This window comes from Bradyrhizobium jicamae (genome assembly GCF_018130695.1).
Classification (GTDB): domain Bacteria; phylum Pseudomonadota; class Alphaproteobacteria; order Rhizobiales; family Xanthobacteraceae; genus Bradyrhizobium; species Bradyrhizobium jicamae_B.
On sequence record NZ_JAFCJX010000015.1, the window covers coordinates 74,430 to 93,556 of the forward strand.

At 63.1% G+C, this 19,127-nt stretch carries 14 protein-coding genes; 4 read left to right on the forward strand and 10 right to left on the reverse strand.

Features of this window, described 5'->3' with window-relative positions; genetic code table 11:
- Positions 1 to 108: 108 nt before the first annotated feature.
- From JQ604_RS22340 to JQ604_RS22350, 3 genes are read right to left on the reverse strand one after another with little or no spacing between them, the layout of a single operon-like run.
- The gene (locus tag JQ604_RS22340; protein WP_349631128.1) at positions 109 to 1,206 is read right to left on the reverse strand and encodes a DNA methyltransferase; all 1,098 of its coding nucleotides are present in this window, start codon (positions 1,204 to 1,206) and stop codon (positions 109 to 111) included.
- 1 nt (position 1,207) lies between these two features.
- Positions 1,208 to 2,119, reverse strand: coding sequence for a hypothetical protein (locus JQ604_RS22345; RefSeq protein ID WP_212361758.1), 912 nt, complete (start codon positions 2,117 to 2,119; stop codon positions 1,208 to 1,210).
- Positions 2,120 to 2,135: 16 nt separating this feature from the next.
- The gene (locus JQ604_RS22350) at positions 2,136 to 3,245 is read right to left on the reverse strand and encodes a ParB N-terminal domain-containing protein (protein ID WP_212361761.1); all 1,110 of its coding nucleotides are present in this window, start codon (positions 3,243 to 3,245) and stop codon (positions 2,136 to 2,138) included.
- A gap of 1,374 nt (positions 3,246 to 4,619) precedes the next feature.
- Between JQ604_RS22350 and JQ604_RS22355 the strand changes: the two genes are divergently transcribed.
- Together JQ604_RS22355 and uraD are read left to right on the forward strand one after the other, a co-directional pair.
- Positions 4,620 to 4,898 carry a hypothetical protein gene (locus tag JQ604_RS22355; protein WP_249158559.1) on the forward strand — a complete coding sequence of 93 codons (279 nt, stop codon included), beginning with the start codon at positions 4,620 to 4,622 and terminating at the stop codon, positions 4,896 to 4,898.
- Between the two features lie 205 nt (positions 4,899 to 5,103).
- Positions 5,104 to 5,988 carry a 2-oxo-4-hydroxy-4-carboxy-5-ureidoimidazoline decarboxylase gene (gene uraD, locus JQ604_RS22360; RefSeq protein WP_433996272.1) on the forward strand — a complete coding sequence of 295 codons (885 nt, stop codon included), beginning with the start codon at positions 5,104 to 5,106 and terminating at the stop codon, positions 5,986 to 5,988.
- Positions 5,989 to 6,103: 115 nt separating this feature from the next.
- Here the strand turns inward: uraD and JQ604_RS22365 are convergent, their stop codons facing one another.
- Positions 6,104 to 7,501 (reverse strand): nucleobase:cation symporter-2 family protein, encoded by a 1,398-nt coding sequence (locus JQ604_RS22365; RefSeq protein ID WP_212361765.1) that lies wholly within the window; start codon positions 7,499 to 7,501, stop codon positions 6,104 to 6,106.
- 149 nt (positions 7,502 to 7,650) lie between these two features.
- Here JQ604_RS22365 and pucL point away from each other — a divergent pair, with 149 nt between their 5' ends.
- Entirely contained in the window at positions 7,651 to 8,493 is an 843-nt protein-coding gene (gene pucL, locus JQ604_RS22370; protein ID WP_212361770.1) for a factor-independent urate hydroxylase, read from the forward strand.
- 162 nt (positions 8,494 to 8,655) lie between these two features.
- On the opposite strand, the gene JQ604_RS22375 is transcribed toward pucL, so the two are convergent.
- A complete protein-coding gene (locus JQ604_RS22375; RefSeq protein WP_212361774.1) occupies positions 8,656 to 11,376 on the reverse strand; it encodes a molybdopterin-dependent oxidoreductase in 2,721 nt (906 codons plus the stop codon).
- Positions 11,373 to 12,194, reverse strand: a complete 822-nt coding sequence (locus JQ604_RS22380) for an FAD binding domain-containing protein (protein ID WP_212361779.1) — start codon at positions 12,192 to 12,194, stop codon at positions 11,373 to 11,375. The genes JQ604_RS22375 and JQ604_RS22380 overlap by 4 nt, the downstream gene beginning before the upstream one ends.
- A 137-nt stretch (positions 12,195 to 12,331) precedes the next feature.
- Between JQ604_RS22380 and JQ604_RS22385 the strand changes: the two genes are divergently transcribed.
- The gene (locus JQ604_RS22385) at positions 12,332 to 13,681 is read left to right on the forward strand and encodes an 8-oxoguanine deaminase (RefSeq protein ID WP_212361784.1); all 1,350 of its coding nucleotides are present in this window, start codon (positions 12,332 to 12,334) and stop codon (positions 13,679 to 13,681) included.
- A gap of 201 nt (positions 13,682 to 13,882) precedes the next feature.
- On the opposite strand, the gene JQ604_RS22390 is transcribed toward JQ604_RS22385, so the two are convergent.
- The 4 genes from JQ604_RS22390 to JQ604_RS22405 form a co-directional block, all read right to left on the reverse strand.
- Positions 13,883 to 14,959 carry a BMP family ABC transporter substrate-binding protein gene (locus JQ604_RS22390; protein WP_212361787.1) on the reverse strand — a complete coding sequence of 359 codons (1,077 nt, stop codon included), beginning with the start codon at positions 14,957 to 14,959 and terminating at the stop codon, positions 13,883 to 13,885.
- A 70-nt stretch (positions 14,960 to 15,029) separates the two neighbouring features.
- A complete protein-coding gene (locus tag JQ604_RS22395) occupies positions 15,030 to 15,947 on the reverse strand; it encodes an ABC transporter permease (protein ID WP_212361790.1) in 918 nt (305 codons plus the stop codon).
- Positions 15,934 to 17,025 carry an ABC transporter permease gene (locus tag JQ604_RS22400; RefSeq protein ID WP_212361793.1) on the reverse strand — a complete coding sequence of 364 codons (1,092 nt, stop codon included), beginning with the start codon at positions 17,023 to 17,025 and terminating at the stop codon, positions 15,934 to 15,936. Before JQ604_RS22400 ends, JQ604_RS22395 begins: the two co-directional genes overlap by 14 nt.
- Positions 17,009 to 18,583, reverse strand: coding sequence for an ABC transporter ATP-binding protein (locus JQ604_RS22405; protein WP_212361796.1), 1,575 nt, complete (start codon positions 18,581 to 18,583; stop codon positions 17,009 to 17,011). The genes JQ604_RS22400 and JQ604_RS22405 overlap by 17 nt, the downstream gene beginning before the upstream one ends.
- Positions 18,584 to 19,127: the final 544 nt, after the last annotated feature.

Consider the following 19,127-nt stretch of genomic DNA (forward strand, 5'->3'; position numbering starts at 1 on the left):
GGGCGCAAGTTCACCGGAGGAAGCGGAGCAACTCGGCCCACGAATCGCCGGAACGACCCGGAACGAAATTGGGGGCTACCTGACTGACGCAAAGCGCGCCCTCGACGGTTAGATCAAACGAAAATGGCAATCAACTTCCACCCGGCATCCACGGGAGCCAGGACGAAATGCCTCGGTTTGACGCTTCACGATCTCGCTGACGTGTGAATCAACCAGGCGGACACGACGGCTTGCCACCTTGGATACGGCATGAAGTCCAGAAACCAACTGCTCCGGCGCCAACCGAGTAGCTCCGATTCGAATTACAATGTCGGACTTCTTGTCGAGGACGAGCGAGAGCATTCTCCACATGTCCGCAAGCATGGTCCAATACTGGTTGACATCACTATGGCGATCGTCTTGAGAAAATTGCTGTTTTCTCGGCTGCGGTGGGCCGCCTAAGAACCACAGACGGAGCCACTGGTCCTCAGCATAGTTGGTAACATCGAAATACGGCGGCGACGTTACCACGCACCGAATGGGACTATTAAACTTACTCTTCAACCTGGGAAGATTGCGCATATCTGTGTTGAAGATTGATGCCCTTCCAGCTGGCGGCTTCTCTACATAGCGATAGTCTAGCTGCCTTCTCAGGATGCCAAATACGTCCCTCTTCGGAGCCCTTTGCTGCCGCTCTTTCCAGAATCTAACCGAATAGTCCGGCTTAGTGCTGATGGTATGGGGCATCTGGTTACTGAAGTAGTTCTCAGAGCGATCAGTCTCGCCGTGCAGAGAGCCAAGTATCAACGCAGCAATCATCCCGTCTACGATCGTTGCTCGGTGCCGCAGCGTATTGCGCAGATAAACAAGCTGCATAAGCGTGTGCTTGTGATAGGCGTGCTTGAAGAAGATTGGCAGCTCGGAAAGCTGCTCGCCCACGATCCTGTCGGCCTCAAAGCTCTCTTCAAGTTGATTGATGCGAGCTAACACGGCTCTCTTCGAAGGCGCATTCGTCTTTGCACGAGAAATACAATACGCGACTGGATTCGTATCGCAGCCAATCGCCTCGCGGCCCATCAGCAACGCTTGGAATGGTAGCGTGCCCCTACCGCAAAACGGGTCAAGCACGGTATCGCCCGGCGCCGTCAGTTTTGACAACCAATGCTCCGCGAAAGACTCAGGAAACATCGCGAAGTAAGAACAAAGAGCATGCATCCGATGCCGCATCTTATTTCAAGCCCTTCAACATTATTTTCGATGCATCAAGGCACCGCTTCTCTAACGTTGGCTCGGAGTGATAGCACGCTACTATCCTGCAACGATCGAACAAAATTCCTCCGTCGATGCCGGCGGACTCCCAATCTCTCGATGACACGCGGCGCGGAATGAAGAAAAGCCGTACCGGGTCAACCAGCAACGGAGCCCGCATCCATTTTTTGACAAAAGACCGGGCATCCATCTCTGCAAGCTTATCTTGCCAGTCGGACGCGCCTGCTGCGCATTGCCCAAACGCGATCAGTTTGCCTTGCTTTCCGTCAGGGAAGCTCCGCCATGCAACAATATCTAGGCCATCATCGCCGGTGTGTGTTGCCAGCTGTGGTCTGCGACAGCCGTCGCCTTCGCCGACCGACAAGCACAAGTCATCGATTGCTTGATTAAGGCGCGCTAAAGGTGACTTGCGGGGTGACCCGAATCTAACGGATACGACGCCGTTTGCTGAGCCGCCAAGATATCCGAGCGTTGCCCTAGCACAAATGTTCTCGAAGAGCGCAGAAGTACCTTCGTGCCCCGCTGTTGGCTTATTTATCGACATAAGCAGCAGGGCTGTGTAGGTAAATGCCTCGGGCTTGGGCCGAACGTTCAACGCGCCTCTTGTCACCTCGAAGGGATATCGATCCTTTCCGCAAGCCTTCACTCGGTTTTCGATTTCGCCAAAGGCATCCTGTGCGATCGACTGAGTGACCTGCGAGCCACTATCGCCGCCCGCACTCACAATCGCGTCGGTGCTTCCCGTTCGCCGAAGCAATTTGACCAAACTGGCGACGGATGTTGACTTGTCCTTTGAGCGTAGAGCCTCCAACTCCATCCAGTCGGCTAGACTTTCTGTCGGGTCGGTCGCGGCGGGCAATGGGATAGGCATGTCAATGCGGAACTAATCACTTAGATTTCTTTGAGCGTGACTGCTGCATGTCACTGAATATTGCCCGCGAAAGTTCAACCAAGTCCTCGGCTGTTTGAAGCAGGTCTTCATTTCCATCGTAACCTGTAAGCACAGTGCCGCGTGCCTTTTGGAGATTCTGCTTCGCCTCCACCATCGATTCTCGGAAGACGCGCTCGTCTCCTTTGCTGATTTCGAGCGAGACACTGAGCGTCAACCCCTTGCGCAATGCTGCAATAGCCTGCTTATTCTTCAAAACCTCGTCTAATCGACGCAGATCTGGGTTTTGACTCTGAATGACAGGCGGCAGACTCTTCGACCGGCTGCCATACAGCCAAGTCAAAAACTCACCGAGTTGCTTCTCGTGATCCTTCGGTACAGGGCGTCTCTTGCCGATAGTCTTCTCGCCCTTCGGCAGCCCCAAGAACCCCTGAATTCCCGTGTATCCGAGCCCTGTGGTAAGATGCGAAAACGAAAAGTGTTCGCGATATCGATCCTCTCGGCTGAAGACACCAGCGGCTTCGCCCTGTTCTAGGACCATCAGCCCGTCATAGAGGCGTTCGACTGTGCTATGCTTGTCGCCAATACGTCGAGCGATTTCCTCCAGCGCAACGCCTACTTCATTGTGCACCCAAGCAACGTAGTGGGCCTTCGGATAGGATTCCCAGGCTTGAGGTCCGTTGATGTGCTTGAAGCCGAGGTAGGCCCACACCTCCTCGCGCTTACAAAAGATGACGGGTAACGTGTCGAGTTGCTTCCGCGCGGCCAGGCTGATGGTCGGCAGGCTCGAAATTTGCAACCTCGATCGAAGATTTGAATCTCGCAGCAGCTTCACCGCTGCTAGTCGACGATTGCCTTCGATCACAAAGTTTTTGCCCCGCTCCTTCGCTGCGTAAAGAGGTTCGTGGCGATAGAAACCATTTTCGGCGATGGACAAAGCGAGTTCATCGACGGCCATGTTCTGCCAAAGCACTTTGACGATTTCTTCCTGAGTTGCCCTCGGGGTGAGTCCGTAGTCCGCCAAGCGAGGATTCTCTGGATCGAGAAGCAAGCTGTCGGTATCAACGTCCTCTGACTCCCAGCCAGAAGCCTTTGGCGATTTACTCATTTGCGTTTCGCCTTCCTCACTTTGCCCCCAACGCTTCTTGTAGAGCGGTCGTTTGTCGCCCGTTGTCTAGGACGGTCCCAGTATGGGCTTTTGCACTTCGGGCAGACACGAGGTTGTTGCCCTTTTTCGCGCGGCAGCCACTGATGGCCGCACCGCTCACATTGGAATCCAGCTAAATGGACGTGGGCCATGGCTTCCTAAGAGTATATCCCCGCAAAGGATATATTATTGAGGTCATGTTAATGTTTCATTAAGCGTAAGTGCGCGCAAGCACAACTGTCATTTCTAATGTTAACTGGCGCGACCTGGTCAGGCGAGGGCTGGAAAGATCATATCCGTCAGTGAGTCGATGAGACGCGCCGATCGACTGCATTGCAACGGTTTGCCGATCCCTTAGCTGTCCTCACGCCGGTTCGGTCAACATGTGCATAACGAAAGGGAAGTAGATCGGCGCATCTTCCTGCACATTGCGTGACGGAAATGTTTCTTCGACCTGGGGCACCGCGCGGAGCGTGACTTGGGAGAGACCGTGGGCACTGCGGGAGATGATCGAGCCGCCATCCTGAACGGAGGGCGATCGGTTAAGAATGCTTACCGCCTTCCGGCGGCGGATTGCCCGAAGCCGCCGTCACCGAGCAAAGCTTTAAGGGGGCATATGGGTGCATGCGTACGGAAACAAATGAGGAAAGTCAAAGCTTGCCGTTCTAAAGATAACCCTCACCACCTGAAGGTCGTAGATCCAAATCTCACCCACAACCGGGCGGCTGACCTGCCCGACGCCGCAAGCCCGGTTGTCAAAAGAATCCACTTTACACGAACTTCCGATTATGCTAACAATAGCCCCGTCTCACCCGGCATGAGGGGCGCTTCGCGGTCGTCACGAACGTGGGTCGAGATGCGGTGGCCGTGACTTGCGCGATTGACGTTGCGCGCGAGGCCGCGGACGGTGAAGTCGCGTGGGTCGGACGCCCCAAGGCTGGCGTCTTGTCGTCGGGGAGCTCGCTTTCCGGGGATGACGGTGTCAACAAGGTCTGGTCACCGGGATGAGCGCGTATAAGCCGTAACCCATCGCGCAGGGAAGGCTGGGATGCTCCCGCTGCACCTGTATGCTCGTGTGCGCACTTTTTTGTGCACATTGCGCACGAGACCTCGGGTGCAAGCAAGCGCCCGGCTTTCCCTGCGCCCTCAGCTTTCGAAGAGGGCGAAACGAACGGCAAGACCCGGACAGATCATGTCGCGGGAACGAGACTGCGTGTCCCGGCCCGCAAAGCGTGCAAATTAATCTGACGCGGCCGAAAAATTCGGCAGCCGCTCAGGCGCCGGCCCGCTAGGATGCGGGACCGGCGGCCATCGCCTCCCGCAAGACGGTTCGAGATGACGATTAAGAGAGTTGCGCTTGTTGTCCTGCTGATGACGTCGCCGGCGTTTGCCCAGGCGCCGCCCAAAAGCGCGTCGAAGGCTGCCGCCAATCCTTGCGCGCCGATCGGCCAGACCGCGAAGGGCGAGCTGGTCTATTCCATGAAATGTGAGAGGTTGCCCGCGCCGCCGGTGCCAGCCCCGCCGCCGCAGGCCGAGGTCAAGGAGACCGCGCCGCCGCCTGAGCCGGAACCCGCGCGCGGCGGGATTTTCGGCTGGTCGTATGACCGGCGCTAGCGGGGGGTTAAGTTTTGGTTGGACCGGTTGAACCGCGGTGTCCCTTCACCTCTCCCCAACGGGGAGAGGTCGATTTGCGCAGCAAATCGGGTGAGGGGGCGCCGCGCTCACGAGAGACCGTAACCCCTCACCCGGCGCGACGCGCCGACCTCTCCCAAGGGAGAGGTGAAGCTCGCGTAGTGCGGATTCGAACGCGGACAGGCTGATGACGACCACGCTGACCGACCTCAACGCCGCGAGCCGCGACGCCTTCGTCGCCGCACTTGCCAATGTCTTCGAGCATTCGCCGTGGATCGCCGAGCAGGTCGCGATGAAGCGCCCGTTCGCCGGCATCGCGGCGCTGTTCGCGGCGATGAAGGGAGCGGTCGAGCGGGCGCCGGCGGAATTGCGGCTGGCGCTGATCAAGGCGCATCCCGACCTCGCCGACAAGGCCCAGCGCGCCGCCGGCCTCACCGCGGATTCCACCGCCGAGCAGACCAGCGTCGGGCTCGATCGTCTCTCCGATGCCGAGTACGATGCGTTCGAGCGCGTCAACAATGCCTACCGCTCCAAATTCGGCTTCCCCTATATCGTCTGCGTGCGCCGCCACACCAAGGATTCCATCCTGCGTGATTTCGCGCAGCGGCTGCCGAACGATGCCGCGGCCGAGACGCAGCGCTCGATCGAGGAGATCTGCCGGATCGCCGCACTCCGGCTCGATCAGCAGGTCGACGCCGATGACAAATTGCCGGTGCACGGCCGGCTCTCGACCCATGTGCTCGATACCCACAGCGGCAAGCCGGCGGCGGGCGTCGCCGTCGAGCTGGTCGAGCTCGCCGAGCACGGTGCGAGCCGCGTGGTCGTGCGCACCGTCACCAATGCCGACGGCCGCACCGACCAGCCGCTGATCGGCGGCCGCCCGATTCCGATCGGCACCTACGAACTGATTTTCAGCGTCGGCGATTATTTTGCCAAACGCGAGGTGCCGCTATCAGACCCACCGTTCCTGGACCGCATTCCGCTGCGCTTCTCGGTCGGCGAGCCCGAGAGCCACCTGCACGTGCCGCTGCTGGTCTCGCCGTGGAGCTACTCGACCTATCGCGGGAGTTAACGCAAATGCGTAGGGTGGGCAAAGGCGCGCAGCGCCGTGCCCACCATCACGAGCACGCCGTGGATGGTGGGCACGGCGCAAGAGCGCCTTTGCCCACCCTACAAATCAAACCGTCTCACACATGCTGTGCCGCCGATGCCGCCGCGGCCGCATCGGCTTCCGCAGCTTCCTTGCCGCCGATGCCGTTGAAGAACGCATTCAGGATCACCGCCACCAGCGCGCAGAGCAGGATGCCGGACTCCAGCAGCGGCTGCAGATCGTGCGGCAGATTGCGGAAGAAGCCGGGCGCGGCGAGCGGGATCATGCCGAAGCCGACGGAGATCGCGACCACGAACAGGTTGAAGCGGTTATTCCTGAAGTCGACCCCGGCGAGGATCCGCGCGCCGGTCGCGGCCACCATGCCGAACATCACGAGCCCGGCGCCGCCGAGCACGACCAGCGGTACGGCCTCCACCAGCGCGGCCATTTTCGGCAGCAGCCCGAGCAGCAGCATGATGCAGCCGCCGGTCACCGTGACCCAGCGCGAGCGCACGCCGGTGACGCTGACGAGGCCGACATTCTGCGAGAACGAGGTGTACGGAAAGGTGTTGAAGAGCCCGCCGAGCAGCGTGCCGACGCCATCGGCGCGCAGGCCGCGGGTCAGCGCGTCACGATCGACCGCCTTGCCGGTGATGTCGCCGAGCGCCAGGAACATGCCGAGCGACTCGATCATGACCACGATCATCACGATGCACATGGTCACGATGGGCACGAGATGAAATTGCGGGACGCCGAAGCGGAACGGGATCACGACCGCGCCCCACGAGGCGGCGGCGACCTTGTCGTAATGCATCACGCCGAGCAGGCTCGCCAGCACGGCGCCGGCGATGATGCCGAGCAGCACCGACACATTGGCGACGAAGCCGGAGCCCCATCTGATCAGGCCGAGGATGACCAGCAGCACGAAGAAGGCGATGCCGAGGCCCTGCAGCTGGCCATAGGCCGGATTGGGGAACGCGCCGGGCACGCCGTCGACCACCCTGGTCAGGGTCGGCAGCCCACCGCCGGCCCAGTTGATCCCGACCCGCATCAAGGAGATCCCGATCACCAGGATGATGGTGCCGGTGACAACAGGCGGGAACAGCGGCAGCAGCCGGCTGAGGAAGGGCGCGGCAACGATGCCGAAGATTCCGGCTGCGATCACCGAGCCGTAGATGCCGAGCAGCCCGATCTCGTGGGCCGCCGCCATCGACAGCATCGGCCCGACCGAGGCAAAGGTGACGCCCATCATGACCGGCAGGCGGATGCCGACACCGGGGAAGCCGATGCATTGCACCAGCGTGGCTATTCCGCAGGCGAACAAATCCGCGCTGATCAGGAAGGCGACGTCCTCCGGCGGCAGCTTCAGGGCCCGGCCGATGATCAGGGGCACCGCGACGGCACCCGCGTACATCACCAGCACATGCTGCAGCCCGAGCGCCAGCAGGCGCGGGACGGGAAGAACCTCGTCAACCGGATGGAATTCGGCACTCATATTGACCCCCGTCAATTCGGCCGTTCGACCGCCATTCAACCGATACAAGGCCCGTGCCACAAGCTTGCCGGTGGCACAAACGTTGCTCAATATTGGCGGGACCACTGCGGGATCACCCGCCAACCGACGCACAAAATGGAGGCTCCGCCATGCCGCTGATCAAGAATCGCTACGGCAAGGGCCGCGTCCGGGTGATGCGGATTCACCGCGACGGCGAGCGGCAGGAGGTCAGCCAGCTCAACATCAAGGCGATGGTCGAGGGCGATTTCGCCCGCACCTACACCCATGGCGACAATGCGATGACGGTGTCGACCGACACCATCAAGAACATCGTCAACGTGATCGCGCGCGAGAACACCGCTCTCAGCGCTGAGGAATTCTGCCAGGTGCTGGCGACAAAATACCTCGACACCTATCCGCAGATCGCATCGGTGGCGATCACCTCGCACGAGACCAAATGGAGCCGGCTCTCGATCGGCGGCAAGCCGCATCCGCACAGTTTCGTGCTCGACGCCAATGGCAAGCCGACCGTCGAGCTCACGATGGCGCGCGGCGGCGCGGCAACGCTGGCGTCGGGCATCGACGGCTTTGCCTTCATGAAGTCGACCCAGTCCGGCTGGGAGAATTACGTCAAGGATCCCTACACAACGATCCCGCCGACCGCCGATCGCATGTGCGCAACCTCCATGGTGGCGTCATGGACGTGGTCGAGAAAGCCCGCGAGCTATCCGACAACCAACGCAAAGATCCTCGACACCATGCTCGAAGTATTTTCCACGACCTACAGCAAGAGCGTGCAGGACAGCCTCTACCGCATGGGCGAGGCGGCGCTCGCGGCGGTGCCGGAGATTTCCGAGATCAGCATGGCCTGCCCGAACATGCACTTCATCCCGATGAACCTGTCGGCGTTCGGGCTCGATAACAACAACGACGTGTTCCTGCCGACGGATGAGCCGCACGGCCAGATCGAATGCACGGTGGGGAGGGGATGATCTCGTGTCCCGGACGCGGTGCGGCGCCATCAGCGCGGTTACGCGCGTCTTCGACACGCTATGGCGCTGCTCCGCAGAGCCGGGACCCATGGTGCCGCGTCAAGATTGGGCCCCGGCTCTGCAGCGCACCGCTACGCGCTGCGCCGCGTCCGGGGCACGAGACTATCCGAACCTCTCCAGCAGCTTCGGAAACAGCCGGTCCGGCTTGAACGGCGTCTCGGTGAAGCGGATGCCGGTGGCATCCGCGATCGCATTGCCGAGGGCGGCGGAGACCGGATTGTACGGGCTCTCGCTCATCGACTTCGCGCCCATCGGGCCGATGCTGTCTGATGTGTCGGCGAAATACACCTCGGTGCGCGGCACGTCGGCAAAGGACGGCAGATGATAGTCGCGGAATTTGGCGTTGATGACGCGGCCGGTATCGTCGATCACCATCTCCTCATACAGCGCAGCGCCGAGCGATTGCGCGACGCCGCCCTCGATCTGGCCGCGGCACTGCATGGGATTGGCGACGCGGCCGGCATCCGCCGCCTGCACGCTTTTCAGGATCCTGACCTCGCCGGTCCCCTTGTTCACCGCGACGCGAAACCCCTGGACGTTGAACGCCACCGAGCGCGGCGAACCTTCCGACGTGCCGCTCGCGGCCAGGCTGCGGCCGCTGCCGCGCGCCGATCGGGCGAGCTCGGTGTAGGAGAGACGTTGCGTGCCGCAGACCGCGTGACCGTCCTCCAGCACGCAAGACGAAGGATCGGCGTCGGTGATGTGCGAGGCCAGCGCCTTCAGGTCACGCGCGAGATTTTCGGCAGCCGCCTGCGTGGCGCGGCCGGCGACGAAGACGCCGGCGCTGCCATAGGCGCCGGTGTCGTGGCCGCCATGCGCGGTATCCGACTGCTTCAGGCGGATGCGGTCGACCGTGGTGGCAAGCGCGGACGCTGCGATCTGGCGATGCACCGTGCTGGTGCCGTTGCCGAACTCGGCGGTGCCGACGGTGAGCTCGAAGCCGCCATCGTCGCGCAGTGCGATTGCGCAATCGGCGATATGCCCGGCCGGCGGCACAGTGTCGATCATGGTCAGCGCGATGCCGTCGCCGATCATCCAGTCGGCAGAGAACTGCGATGATGATGTATCGGCCGCCATCGCGCGCTCGACGAGGTCGAGGCATTGATCGAGCCCGTAGGAGCCGTAGACCACGTCGTGATACTCCGAGCCGGGCGGCACGAGCATGGGATCGCCTGATTTGACGACGTTGCGGCGGCGCATCTCGAACGGGGAGATGCCGAGCTGCCTTGCCAGCTCGTCGATTGCAGCCTCGACCGCGATCAGCGCCTGCGGCAGGCCGTAGCCGCGGAAGGCGCCCGATGGCACCGTGTTGGTGTAGCAGGCGATGCCGTCGACCTTTTTGTTCGGGCAATTGTAGACGCTCAAACTCTCGGCGACCGCGTGGAACAGCACCGGGCCGGCGTGATTGCCGTAGGCGCCGGTGTTGGAGATCACGTCGAGCTGCAGCGCTGTCAATTTGCCGTCTTTGTCGGCGCCGGCCTTGACCGCGACGCGCATCGGATGCCGCGTCGAGGTCGCGATGAACTGCTCCTCACGGGTCAATTCCAGCTTCACCGGCCGCCCGGTGCGAAGGGCTGCGAGCGCCAGGATGTCCTCGACGAACATCTCCTGCTTGCCGCCAAACCCACCGCCGACGCGCTCGCAGAACACGCGCACTTTCTCGGACGGCAGGTTGAACAGATCGGCCAGCGTCCGCCGCGTCAGGAACGGCACCTGCGTGCTGGAGCGCACGTTGAGGATGCCCGCCGCGTCGATCCACGCCAATCCGCCATGGGTCTCGAGCGCGGCGTGCTGCACGCGTTGCGTGGTGAAGGTGCCTTCGTAGGTGACGGCGGCCTCCGCCAGCGCGCGGGCGACGTCGCCATATTCGCCATGGGTTTCGGCGGCTACGTTGCGCGCGGAGTTGGCGACGCGATGCGCCGTCGTCTTGTCGCCGTGAAGGACCGGCGCGCCCTCGGCCATCGCCGCGGCCGGATCGAATACGGCGGGAAGGATTTCGTAGTCGACTTTCAGCTTGCGGCAGGCGTCCTCCGCGGCCGCTTCAGTCTCGGCAACGACCGCGGCCACCTTCTGGCCGATGAAGCGCACGACACTGTCGAGAATCTTGGTGTCGTCGGGATCCATCCAGTCCCGCTCATGCCGCGCCGTCGAGAACAGCCGGTCCGGCGCGTCCTCGTGCGTCAGCACGGCGTGCACGCCTGCAACCTTCAGCGCCTCCGTCTTGTCGATCGCGACGATCCTGGCGTGCGGATGCGGCGAGCGCAGCAGCTTGACGTGCAGCAGGCCTTCGATCGCTGTGTCAAAAGTGTAACGCGCTTCGCCGCGCACCACGAGCGGACCCGCCGGCGCCGGCAGGCTGCGGCCGAAAGCTTCGCCGGCCGGCACATCCTCGATATTGCTCTTGCCGTCGAGCGCATCCTCGATCGAACGATAGCCGGTGCAGCGGCAGATATTGCCTTTCAGCGATGCGCCGAGGTCCTGGCGCTGCGCCTGGTTCAGCGACGCGCAGGTCAAGATCATGCCCGAGGTGCAGAAGCCGCATTGAAAACCCTGCGCATCGAGGAACGCCAGCTGCAGCGGATGGATGCCGCCATCGGGCGCGAGGCCCTCGATGGTCGTCACCGCATGGCCTTCGGCGCGGAATGCCGGGATCAGGCAGCTATGCACGGGTTCGCCGTCGAGCAGCACGGTGCAGGCCCCGCAATCGCCGGCGTCGCAACCCTTTTTGACACCAAAATGCCCGGTGTCGCGGAGGTACGTGCGCAGGCACTGCCCGGCGCGCGGCGTCTCGGAAAAAATCTTGCCGTTGATCTCGAACGTCATGGCCGCACCTGCAACTCGGCGCGGATCTCTTCCGCCAGCCGCAACGTCATGTGCTTGCGCCACAGCGGCTTGCCATGGACGTCGTTGTGATAGAGGTCGTCGGTGATGTGATGCAGGATTGTAGCGCACAGCTCATCGGATGTTGGGATGCTGGCAAAGGACAGCTTGATCGGCCGCACGGTCGATGCCGTCACCGTCAGCACAAAGACACCATTGCTATCGACGCTTCCAATCAGCAGCGCGGCCGAGCGGCCGACCGGTGTCAGCGAGATCTGTCGAAATGCCGAGCGGCGTTTCAATGCGGCAAAGGGAATCTCGACCTGTCGCAGCAGATCGCCAGGCTGCAGCACGTTCGCCTGATTGCCGGTGACGAACTCCGCGACCGGAATTGTGCGCTCGCCGCCATCGGCCTGCCAGATCGTGCAGATGCCATCGAGGGCCGAGGTCAGCGAGATCATCGGGCCGGCCGGCAAGGACATGCAGATGTTGCCGCCGACGGTCGCGGTCTTCCAGATCTTGAACGAGGCGAGGAAGGCGCGGCAGCACTGGTTGATCAGGGGAGCTGCGATCCAGTCCGGCGGACAGGCAAAGCCGTCGAGTTGCGCCACGGTGCAGGTTGCCGCAATGGTCAGATGCGTATCGTCGATCGTCAGCGCCGGCCATTTGAGATCGGTGAGGTCGATCAGCCGCGTCAGATGCGCCTGCGGCTCGGAGAACAGCCAGGTCCCGCCCGCAAGCCAGGCATCGCCTGCCGCCCAGGCGGGCAGCTCGGCCCGCGCCGTGGGGTGGGCGACCTCCGTGATCGTGTTCAAGTCCATCGATACGCCAACGCTTTCAACCGGATGCATCCTTGATTATGAAGTCTTGCAAGACCGGCGCCAATTGTCATTGAAATTGCTCTTTGGAAATTGGGACAGTCCTTGCATTGGAACGGCATCGCGCCTCGGGAGAGATCATGGACCAAACGCAGCCGATCTGGATCAGGGACCCCCTTGCCATCCTCGCCGACGGGACCGAGCGCGGCGTCGTGGTCCAGGGCGGCAAAATCATCGAGCTGGTCGGCCGCGGGCAGCAGCCCGCGACGCCGAACGCCGCCGTCTTTGACGCCTCTGCACATGTGGTGCTGCCGGGGCTGATCAACACCCATCATCATTTCTACCAGACCCTGACGCGGGCGTTGCCGGCGGCGCTCGACCGCGAGCTGTTCCCGTGGCTGCAGGCGCTCTATCCGGTCTGGGCGCGGATGACGCCGGAGGCGCTCGAGCTCGCCTTCACGGTGGCGATGTCGGAACTGCTGCTGTCCGGCTGTACGACGACGACGGATCACCATTATGTGTTCCCCGCGGGCCTCGAAGATGCCGTCGATATCGAGGTCGGCGTGGCCCAGCGGCTTGGTGTCCGCGTGCTGCTGACGCGCGGCTCGATGAACCTGTCGCAGCGCGACGGCGGCCTGCCGCCCGACAGCGTGGTGCAGGATGAGGACACGATCCTTGCCGACAGCGCCCGGGTGGTCGCCAGGCATCATCAGCGCGGCGCGGATGCGATGGTGCAGATCGCGCTGGCGCCATGTTCTCCCTTCTCGGTGACGACGTCGCTGATGCGCGCCACCGCCGATCTTGCCGACCAGCTCGACGTCCGCCTGCATACTCACCTCGCCGAGACCGAAGACGAGAACAAATTCTGCCAGCAGATGTATGGCTGCCGTCCGCTCGACTATCTCGAGCAGTGCGGCTGGCTCAACGCGCGCACCTGGCTCGCCCACGGCATCTTCTTCAACGCCGATGAGATGAAGCGGCTCGGCAAGGCCAGGACCACCATCAGCCACTGCGCGTGCAGCAACCAGCTGCTGGCGTCGGGCTGCTGCCCGGTCTGCGAGATGGAAGAGGCGGGCGTCGGCATCGGCCTCGGCGTCGACGGCTCCGCCTCGAATGACGCCTCCAATCTGATGCAGGAGGTGCGCGCGGCGTTCCTGTTGCAGCGGGCGCGCTATGGCGTCGCGAAGATCAGCCACAAGGACGCGCTGCGCTGGGCCACCAGGGGCTCGGCGGCCTGCGTCGGCCGGCCCGAGCTCGGCGAGATCGCGGTCGGCAAGGCGGCGGATCTGGCGCTGTACAGGCTCGATGATCTCCGCTTCTCCGGTCACGGCGATCCGCTCGCCGCAGTCGTGCTGTGCGGCGCGCATCGGGCTGATCGGGTGATGGTCGCGGGGAAATGGGTAGTGATTGACGGCGCGATTCCCGGGCTCGACGTGCCGGATTTGATCCGCCGTCACAGCGCGGCCGCGCGCGCGATGCATGCGGGGTAGGCTTGGCTCCCTCTCCCCGTTCTTCACGGGGAGAGGGTTGGGGTGAGGGGCTCTCACCGCAAATGATTTGTCGATTGTGTTAGGAGCGCTGTCTTCGGCGAGCTGTGCGCGTTGAAGCCGCCTGCCTCGCCCCTCACCCGAAATTCAAGCTGTGCTTGAATTTCGACCTCTCCCCGCCAAGGGCGGGGAGAGGTGAAGGGATCACTTCCCCGGAATCTTGTCGTCGATGCCCTTCACGTAGAAGTTCATGCCGAGGATCGCGCCGTCCGCCAAATGGCCGTCCTTGCATTCGACCTCCTTGCCGTCCTGGCCGATGATCGGGCACTTGAACGGATGCAGCGTGCCGGCCTTGATGGCGGCTTCGGTGTCTTCGGCGAGCTTCTTCACGTCGTCGGGCATGTTGGTGTAGGGCGCCATCACGACCATCTTTTCCTTCAGGCCGTCCCAGGTGTCCTCGGACTTCCACTTGCCGTCGAGCTCGGCCTTGACGCGCTCGATGTAGTAGGGCCCCCAATTGTCCATGATCGAGGTGAGTTGGGTCTTCGGGCCGAACTTGATCATCTCGGAGTCCTGGCCGAAGGCGAGCTTGCCGCGCTCGGCTGCGACCTGCATCGCGGCCGGACTGTCCGTGTGCTGCATGATCACGTCAGCGCCCTGGTCGATCAGCGCCTTCGCCGCGTCGGCCTCCTTGCCGGGATCGAACCAGGTGTTCACCCAGATGATCTTGACCTTGATGTTCGGATTGATGGTCTGCGCCGCCAGCATCGTGGCGTTGATGCCGGAGATCACCTCTGGAATCGGGAACGAGCCGATATAGCCGAGCACGCCTGATTTCGACATCTTGGCTGCGATCAGGCCCTGGATGTAGCGGCCTTCATAGAACTTGCCGGAATAGGTCGACATGTTCTTGTCGCGCTTGTAGCCGGTGGCGTGCTCGAAATGCACGTTGGGATATTTCTTGGCGACCTTCAGCGTCGGTTCCATGTAGCCGAACGAGGTCGTGAAGATCAGCTTGTTGCCGGCGCGCGCGAGCTGCTCGATCGAGCGCTCGGAGTCCGGGCCTTCGCTGACGTTTTCGAGATAGGTGGTCTCGATCTTGTCGCCGAGCTCCTTGACGAGCGCCAGCCGCCCCTGGTCGTGCTGATAGGTCCAGCCGAGGTCGCCGATCGGGCCGAGATAGATGAAGCCGACCTTCAGCTTGTCGGCGGCGGAGGCGCTGAACAGGCCCGCGCCGGTGGCGAGCAGCGCTGCGGCGACTGCTGCGAGAATCTTTCTCATGGGTTTCTCCTATGGGCTAACAAACACAATCCCCGGCGCGCGACGCCCCATTTCCGCGCGCGCGGGGTATTCATCGATCGGGTACGAACACGGTGCCGAGGGCCGCTGGCGCGGTCGAGCCGCCGCTGCGCGCGCGCGAGATCAGCACGAGCACAATGACGGTCGCGAGATAAGGCAGCGCCGACATCAATTGCGAGGGCACGCCGAGGCCGGCGCCCTGCGCGTGCAATTGCAAAATGGTCACCGCCCCGAACAGATAGGCGCCGGCGACCAGCCGTCCCGGCCGCCATGAGGCGAACACCACCAGCGCCAGCGCGATCCAGCCGCGGCCGGCGGTCATGCCGGGAATGAAGAACGGTGTATAGGCGAGCGGCAGGTAGGCGCCGGCAAGCCCGGCGCAGGCGCCGCCGAACATCACGGCATACATCCGGATGCGCAGCACGGGATAGCCGAGCGCATGGGCGGAGACGTGGTTGTCGCCGCAGGCGCGCAGGATCAGGCCGGGCCGGGTGCGATAGAGCACGTACCAGACCGCGACGATCAGCGCGAGCGAGAGGTAGACGAAGCCGTCCTCGCCGAACAGGATGCGGCCGACCAGCGGAATGTCCGACAGGCCGGGAATGTGCAGGTGCGGGGCGGGCGTGATCTTCTCGCCGACGAAGCGCGCCCCGATCAGGCCCGACAGTCCGATGCCGAGAATGGTCAGCGCGAGGCCCGTCGCGACTTGATTGACCGCAAGTCCCAACGTCATCAGCGCAAAGATCAGCGACATCAGAATGCCCGCGACGATGCCGCAGAGCGCGCCGATGATGATCGAGCCTGACAGCCAGGCGCCGCCGAAGCCGCAGGCGGCGCCGACGATCATCATGCCCTCGACGCCGAGATTGAGTACGCCGGCGCGCTCTGTCACGAGCTCGCCGGTCGCAGCCAGCAGCAGCGGCGTCGAGGCCGCCAGCACCGACAGCATGATGGCCTCAATGAGCCCCACTTTGCACCTTGGGCGACGCGGAGATGAACCGGAAGCGGTAGAGGATCAGGGAATCGCAGGCGAGCACGTAGAACAGCAAAATGCCCTGGAAGACTTTGGTGACGTCCAACGGGATTTTCATCGCGATCTGGGCCTGCTCGCCGCCGATAAAGGTCAATGCGAGGAAAAGTCCTGCAATTAATATTCCAACCGGGTTCAGCCGGCCGAGGAAGGCGACGATGATCGCGGTGAAGCCATAGCCGGGCGAGATGCCCGGCTGCAGATGGCCGATGGGGCCGGCGACCTCGATGATCCCGGCAAGGCCGGCCAGTGCGCCCGAGATCGCAAAGGTCACGAGCACCAGCTGGTTGGCGTTGAAGCCGCCGAACCGCGCCGCACGCGGCGCTGCACCAACGACGCGGATCTCAAAACCCTTGATGGTCCGGCCGAGCAGCACGGCGCCGGCAGCCACCACCGCCAGCGCGATGATCGAACCGAAATGCAGCCGGCCGCCTTCGATCAGCACCGGCACGGTGGCGACCGGGTCGAACTCCGCCGTGGTCGGAAAGTTAAAACCCTTGGGATCGCGCCAGGGGCCGCGCACGAGATAGTCGAGCAGGAGGTCGGCGACATAGACCAGCATCAGCGAGGTCAGGATTTCGCTGGCGCCGAACCTCACCTTGCAGAGCGCGGGGATCAGCGCATAGAGCGCGCCGGCGATCGCACCCAGCAGCAGCATCGCCGGCAGCACCCAATGGCCGGCGTCGGTGCCTTGCGTCTTCACCGCGAGCCAGCTGCCGGCGACCGCGCCCATCAGGAACTGGCCTTCAGCGCCGATATTCCAGGCATTGGCGAGATAGCAGAGCGACAGCCCGATCGCGATCATCACCAGCGGCGTCGCCTTCACCGCGATCTCCTGCAGCGAATAGCTGTCGGTCAGGGGATCGATGAAATAGACGCCGAGCGCCGCGATCGGATTCTTTCCAAGAATGGCAAAGAGGATGCTCATGGTAACAAGCGTCAGCGCGATCGCGATCAGCGGCGACACCAGCGCGATTCCCGTCGAGCGTTCGGCGCGCTTCTCAAGCACGAGCTGCATGCGGCGCCTCCGTCGTCGGTTCGATGCTGCTGCCGCCCATCAACAGGCCGAGCTTCTCGCGGCTGGCCTCTGCGGTCGGCAGCGGCACTGAGAGATGGCCGTGGAACATCACGGCGATGCGGTCGGTGATCTCGGCGAGCTCGTCGAGGTCCTGGCTGGTCACCAGCACCGCGGCGCCGCGCGCGGCAAGGTCGAGCAGCGCCTGCCGGATCACGGCGGCCGCGCCTGCGTCGACGCCCCAGGTCGGCTGGTTCACGACCAGCACGCCGGGCTGGCGCAGGATCTCGCGGCCGACGATGAATTTTTGTAAATTGCCGCCAGACAGGCTCGCGGCTTCCGGATCGCGTTTTGCTTTCCGCACGTCGAACGTCTCAGTCGCGCGATCGACGGTCTTTAGCGTCGCCGCCGTGTTTACAAAGCCATGCTGCACCATGTTGCTGGCGGCGTGTCCGGTGAGCAGTGCGTTCTCGGACAGCCGCATCCGCGGCGCCGTGCCGTGCCCGAGCCGTTCCTCCGGCACGAAGGCGGCGCCAAGCTTGCGGCGCTGGGTGATCGACAGATGGCCGGCGCTTTGGCCGTCGATGACGACGGTGAGCGGGTCCTTCGACAGCCGCTCGCCCGACAACGCTGCAAATAATTCATCCTGGCCGTTGCCGGCCACACCGGCGATGCCGAGGATTTCACCACCGCGCAGCTCAAAGGAGATGTGCTCCAGCCGCACACCGTGGGGATCGTCGGGAAGCAGCGAGAGGTCGTTGACGACGAGGCGGGGGACGCCGATCTGCCGGCTTGCGGCGGCCTTCACTTTCTTGATCTCGCCGCCGACCATCATCCGTGCCAGGGATGCCGCGGTCTCCGCCTTCGGATTGCAGGTCGCGACCTTCTTGCCGCCGCGCAGGATGGTGGCGGTGTCGCACAGCCGCTTCACCTCTTCCAGCTTGTGGCTGATGTAGAGGATGGCGCGGCCCTCTTCCTTGAGGCGCTCGAGCACGATGAAGAGCTGGTCGGCCTCCTGCGGCGTCAGCACCGCGGTCGGCTCGTCCAGGATCAGGAATTTCGGGTCCTGCATCAGCGCGCGGACGATCTCGATGCGCTGCCGCTCGCCGACCGAGAGCTGCCAGACCTCGCGTTTGGGATCGAGCGGCAGGCCATAGGTCCGCGACACCTGCTCAAGCCGGGCCGACACGTCCTTGAAGGATTCCGCGCCGTCGAGCCCGAGGGCGACGTTCTCGGCGACCGTCAGATTGTCGAACAGCGAGAAATGCTGGAACACCATGCCGATGCCGTGGGCGCGTGCCTCCGACGGCCCCGATAACACCATCGGCTGGCCCTGCCAGTGCATCTTGCCCTCGCTCGGCTGGATCAGGCCGTAGATGGTCTTGACCAGGGTCGACTTGCCGGCGCCGTTTTCGCCGAGCAGGGCATGGATCTGCTGCGGCCAGATATCGATGTCGACCTTGTCGTTGGCGAGGAAGGAGCCGTAGCGCTTGGTCAGGCCGACCGTCCGGAGCAGCGGCACGGCGCCGGGGTTCAGCGCGGCGGGCGAGAGGTCTGACATGCGTTGCGAAAGCGTCCCAGGGAATGACTGCCTCAATACTGGGCTAGTTTTGGCGACGGCGTAAGTGGGGAAAAAGCGCCAGCGCTTGCTCAACCCTTCGGCAGAATTCCCGTTTGGCTGCGCCGGGTTGCGGACGAATGGCGCGCGCCGGAGTCGAGGTGGCTTGCCGAAAAACGCTGTTGCAGAATTGTGACGGTCCACACGAATCGAACATCGCTAGTCAGCGCTGACGCGAAGTTGAGCAGAACGGCTCGCCCCGTTTGCGCGCGCTGAAAACGGTGTGATGGTGTGCCCGACGGTGCAAACGCCTGCGCTCAAACGTCGCAGAATCCCCAATCAGAATCGGCAAAATCCGAACTTTCGCGGTTCCATCGAAGGTTGCCGCGACAACATCTTGCTCCGGCGAAGAGCGCACGCGGAGCGGAATTGCCTGATCAAACGCAGAGCATGCCGTGGGGAAAGTTGAGGCTTCGCAGTTGCCGCGAACGGCGCAAGGGTCGCGCTCAAGGGCTCGATCGTTTGAACTCAACTTGGGGGTAATTTG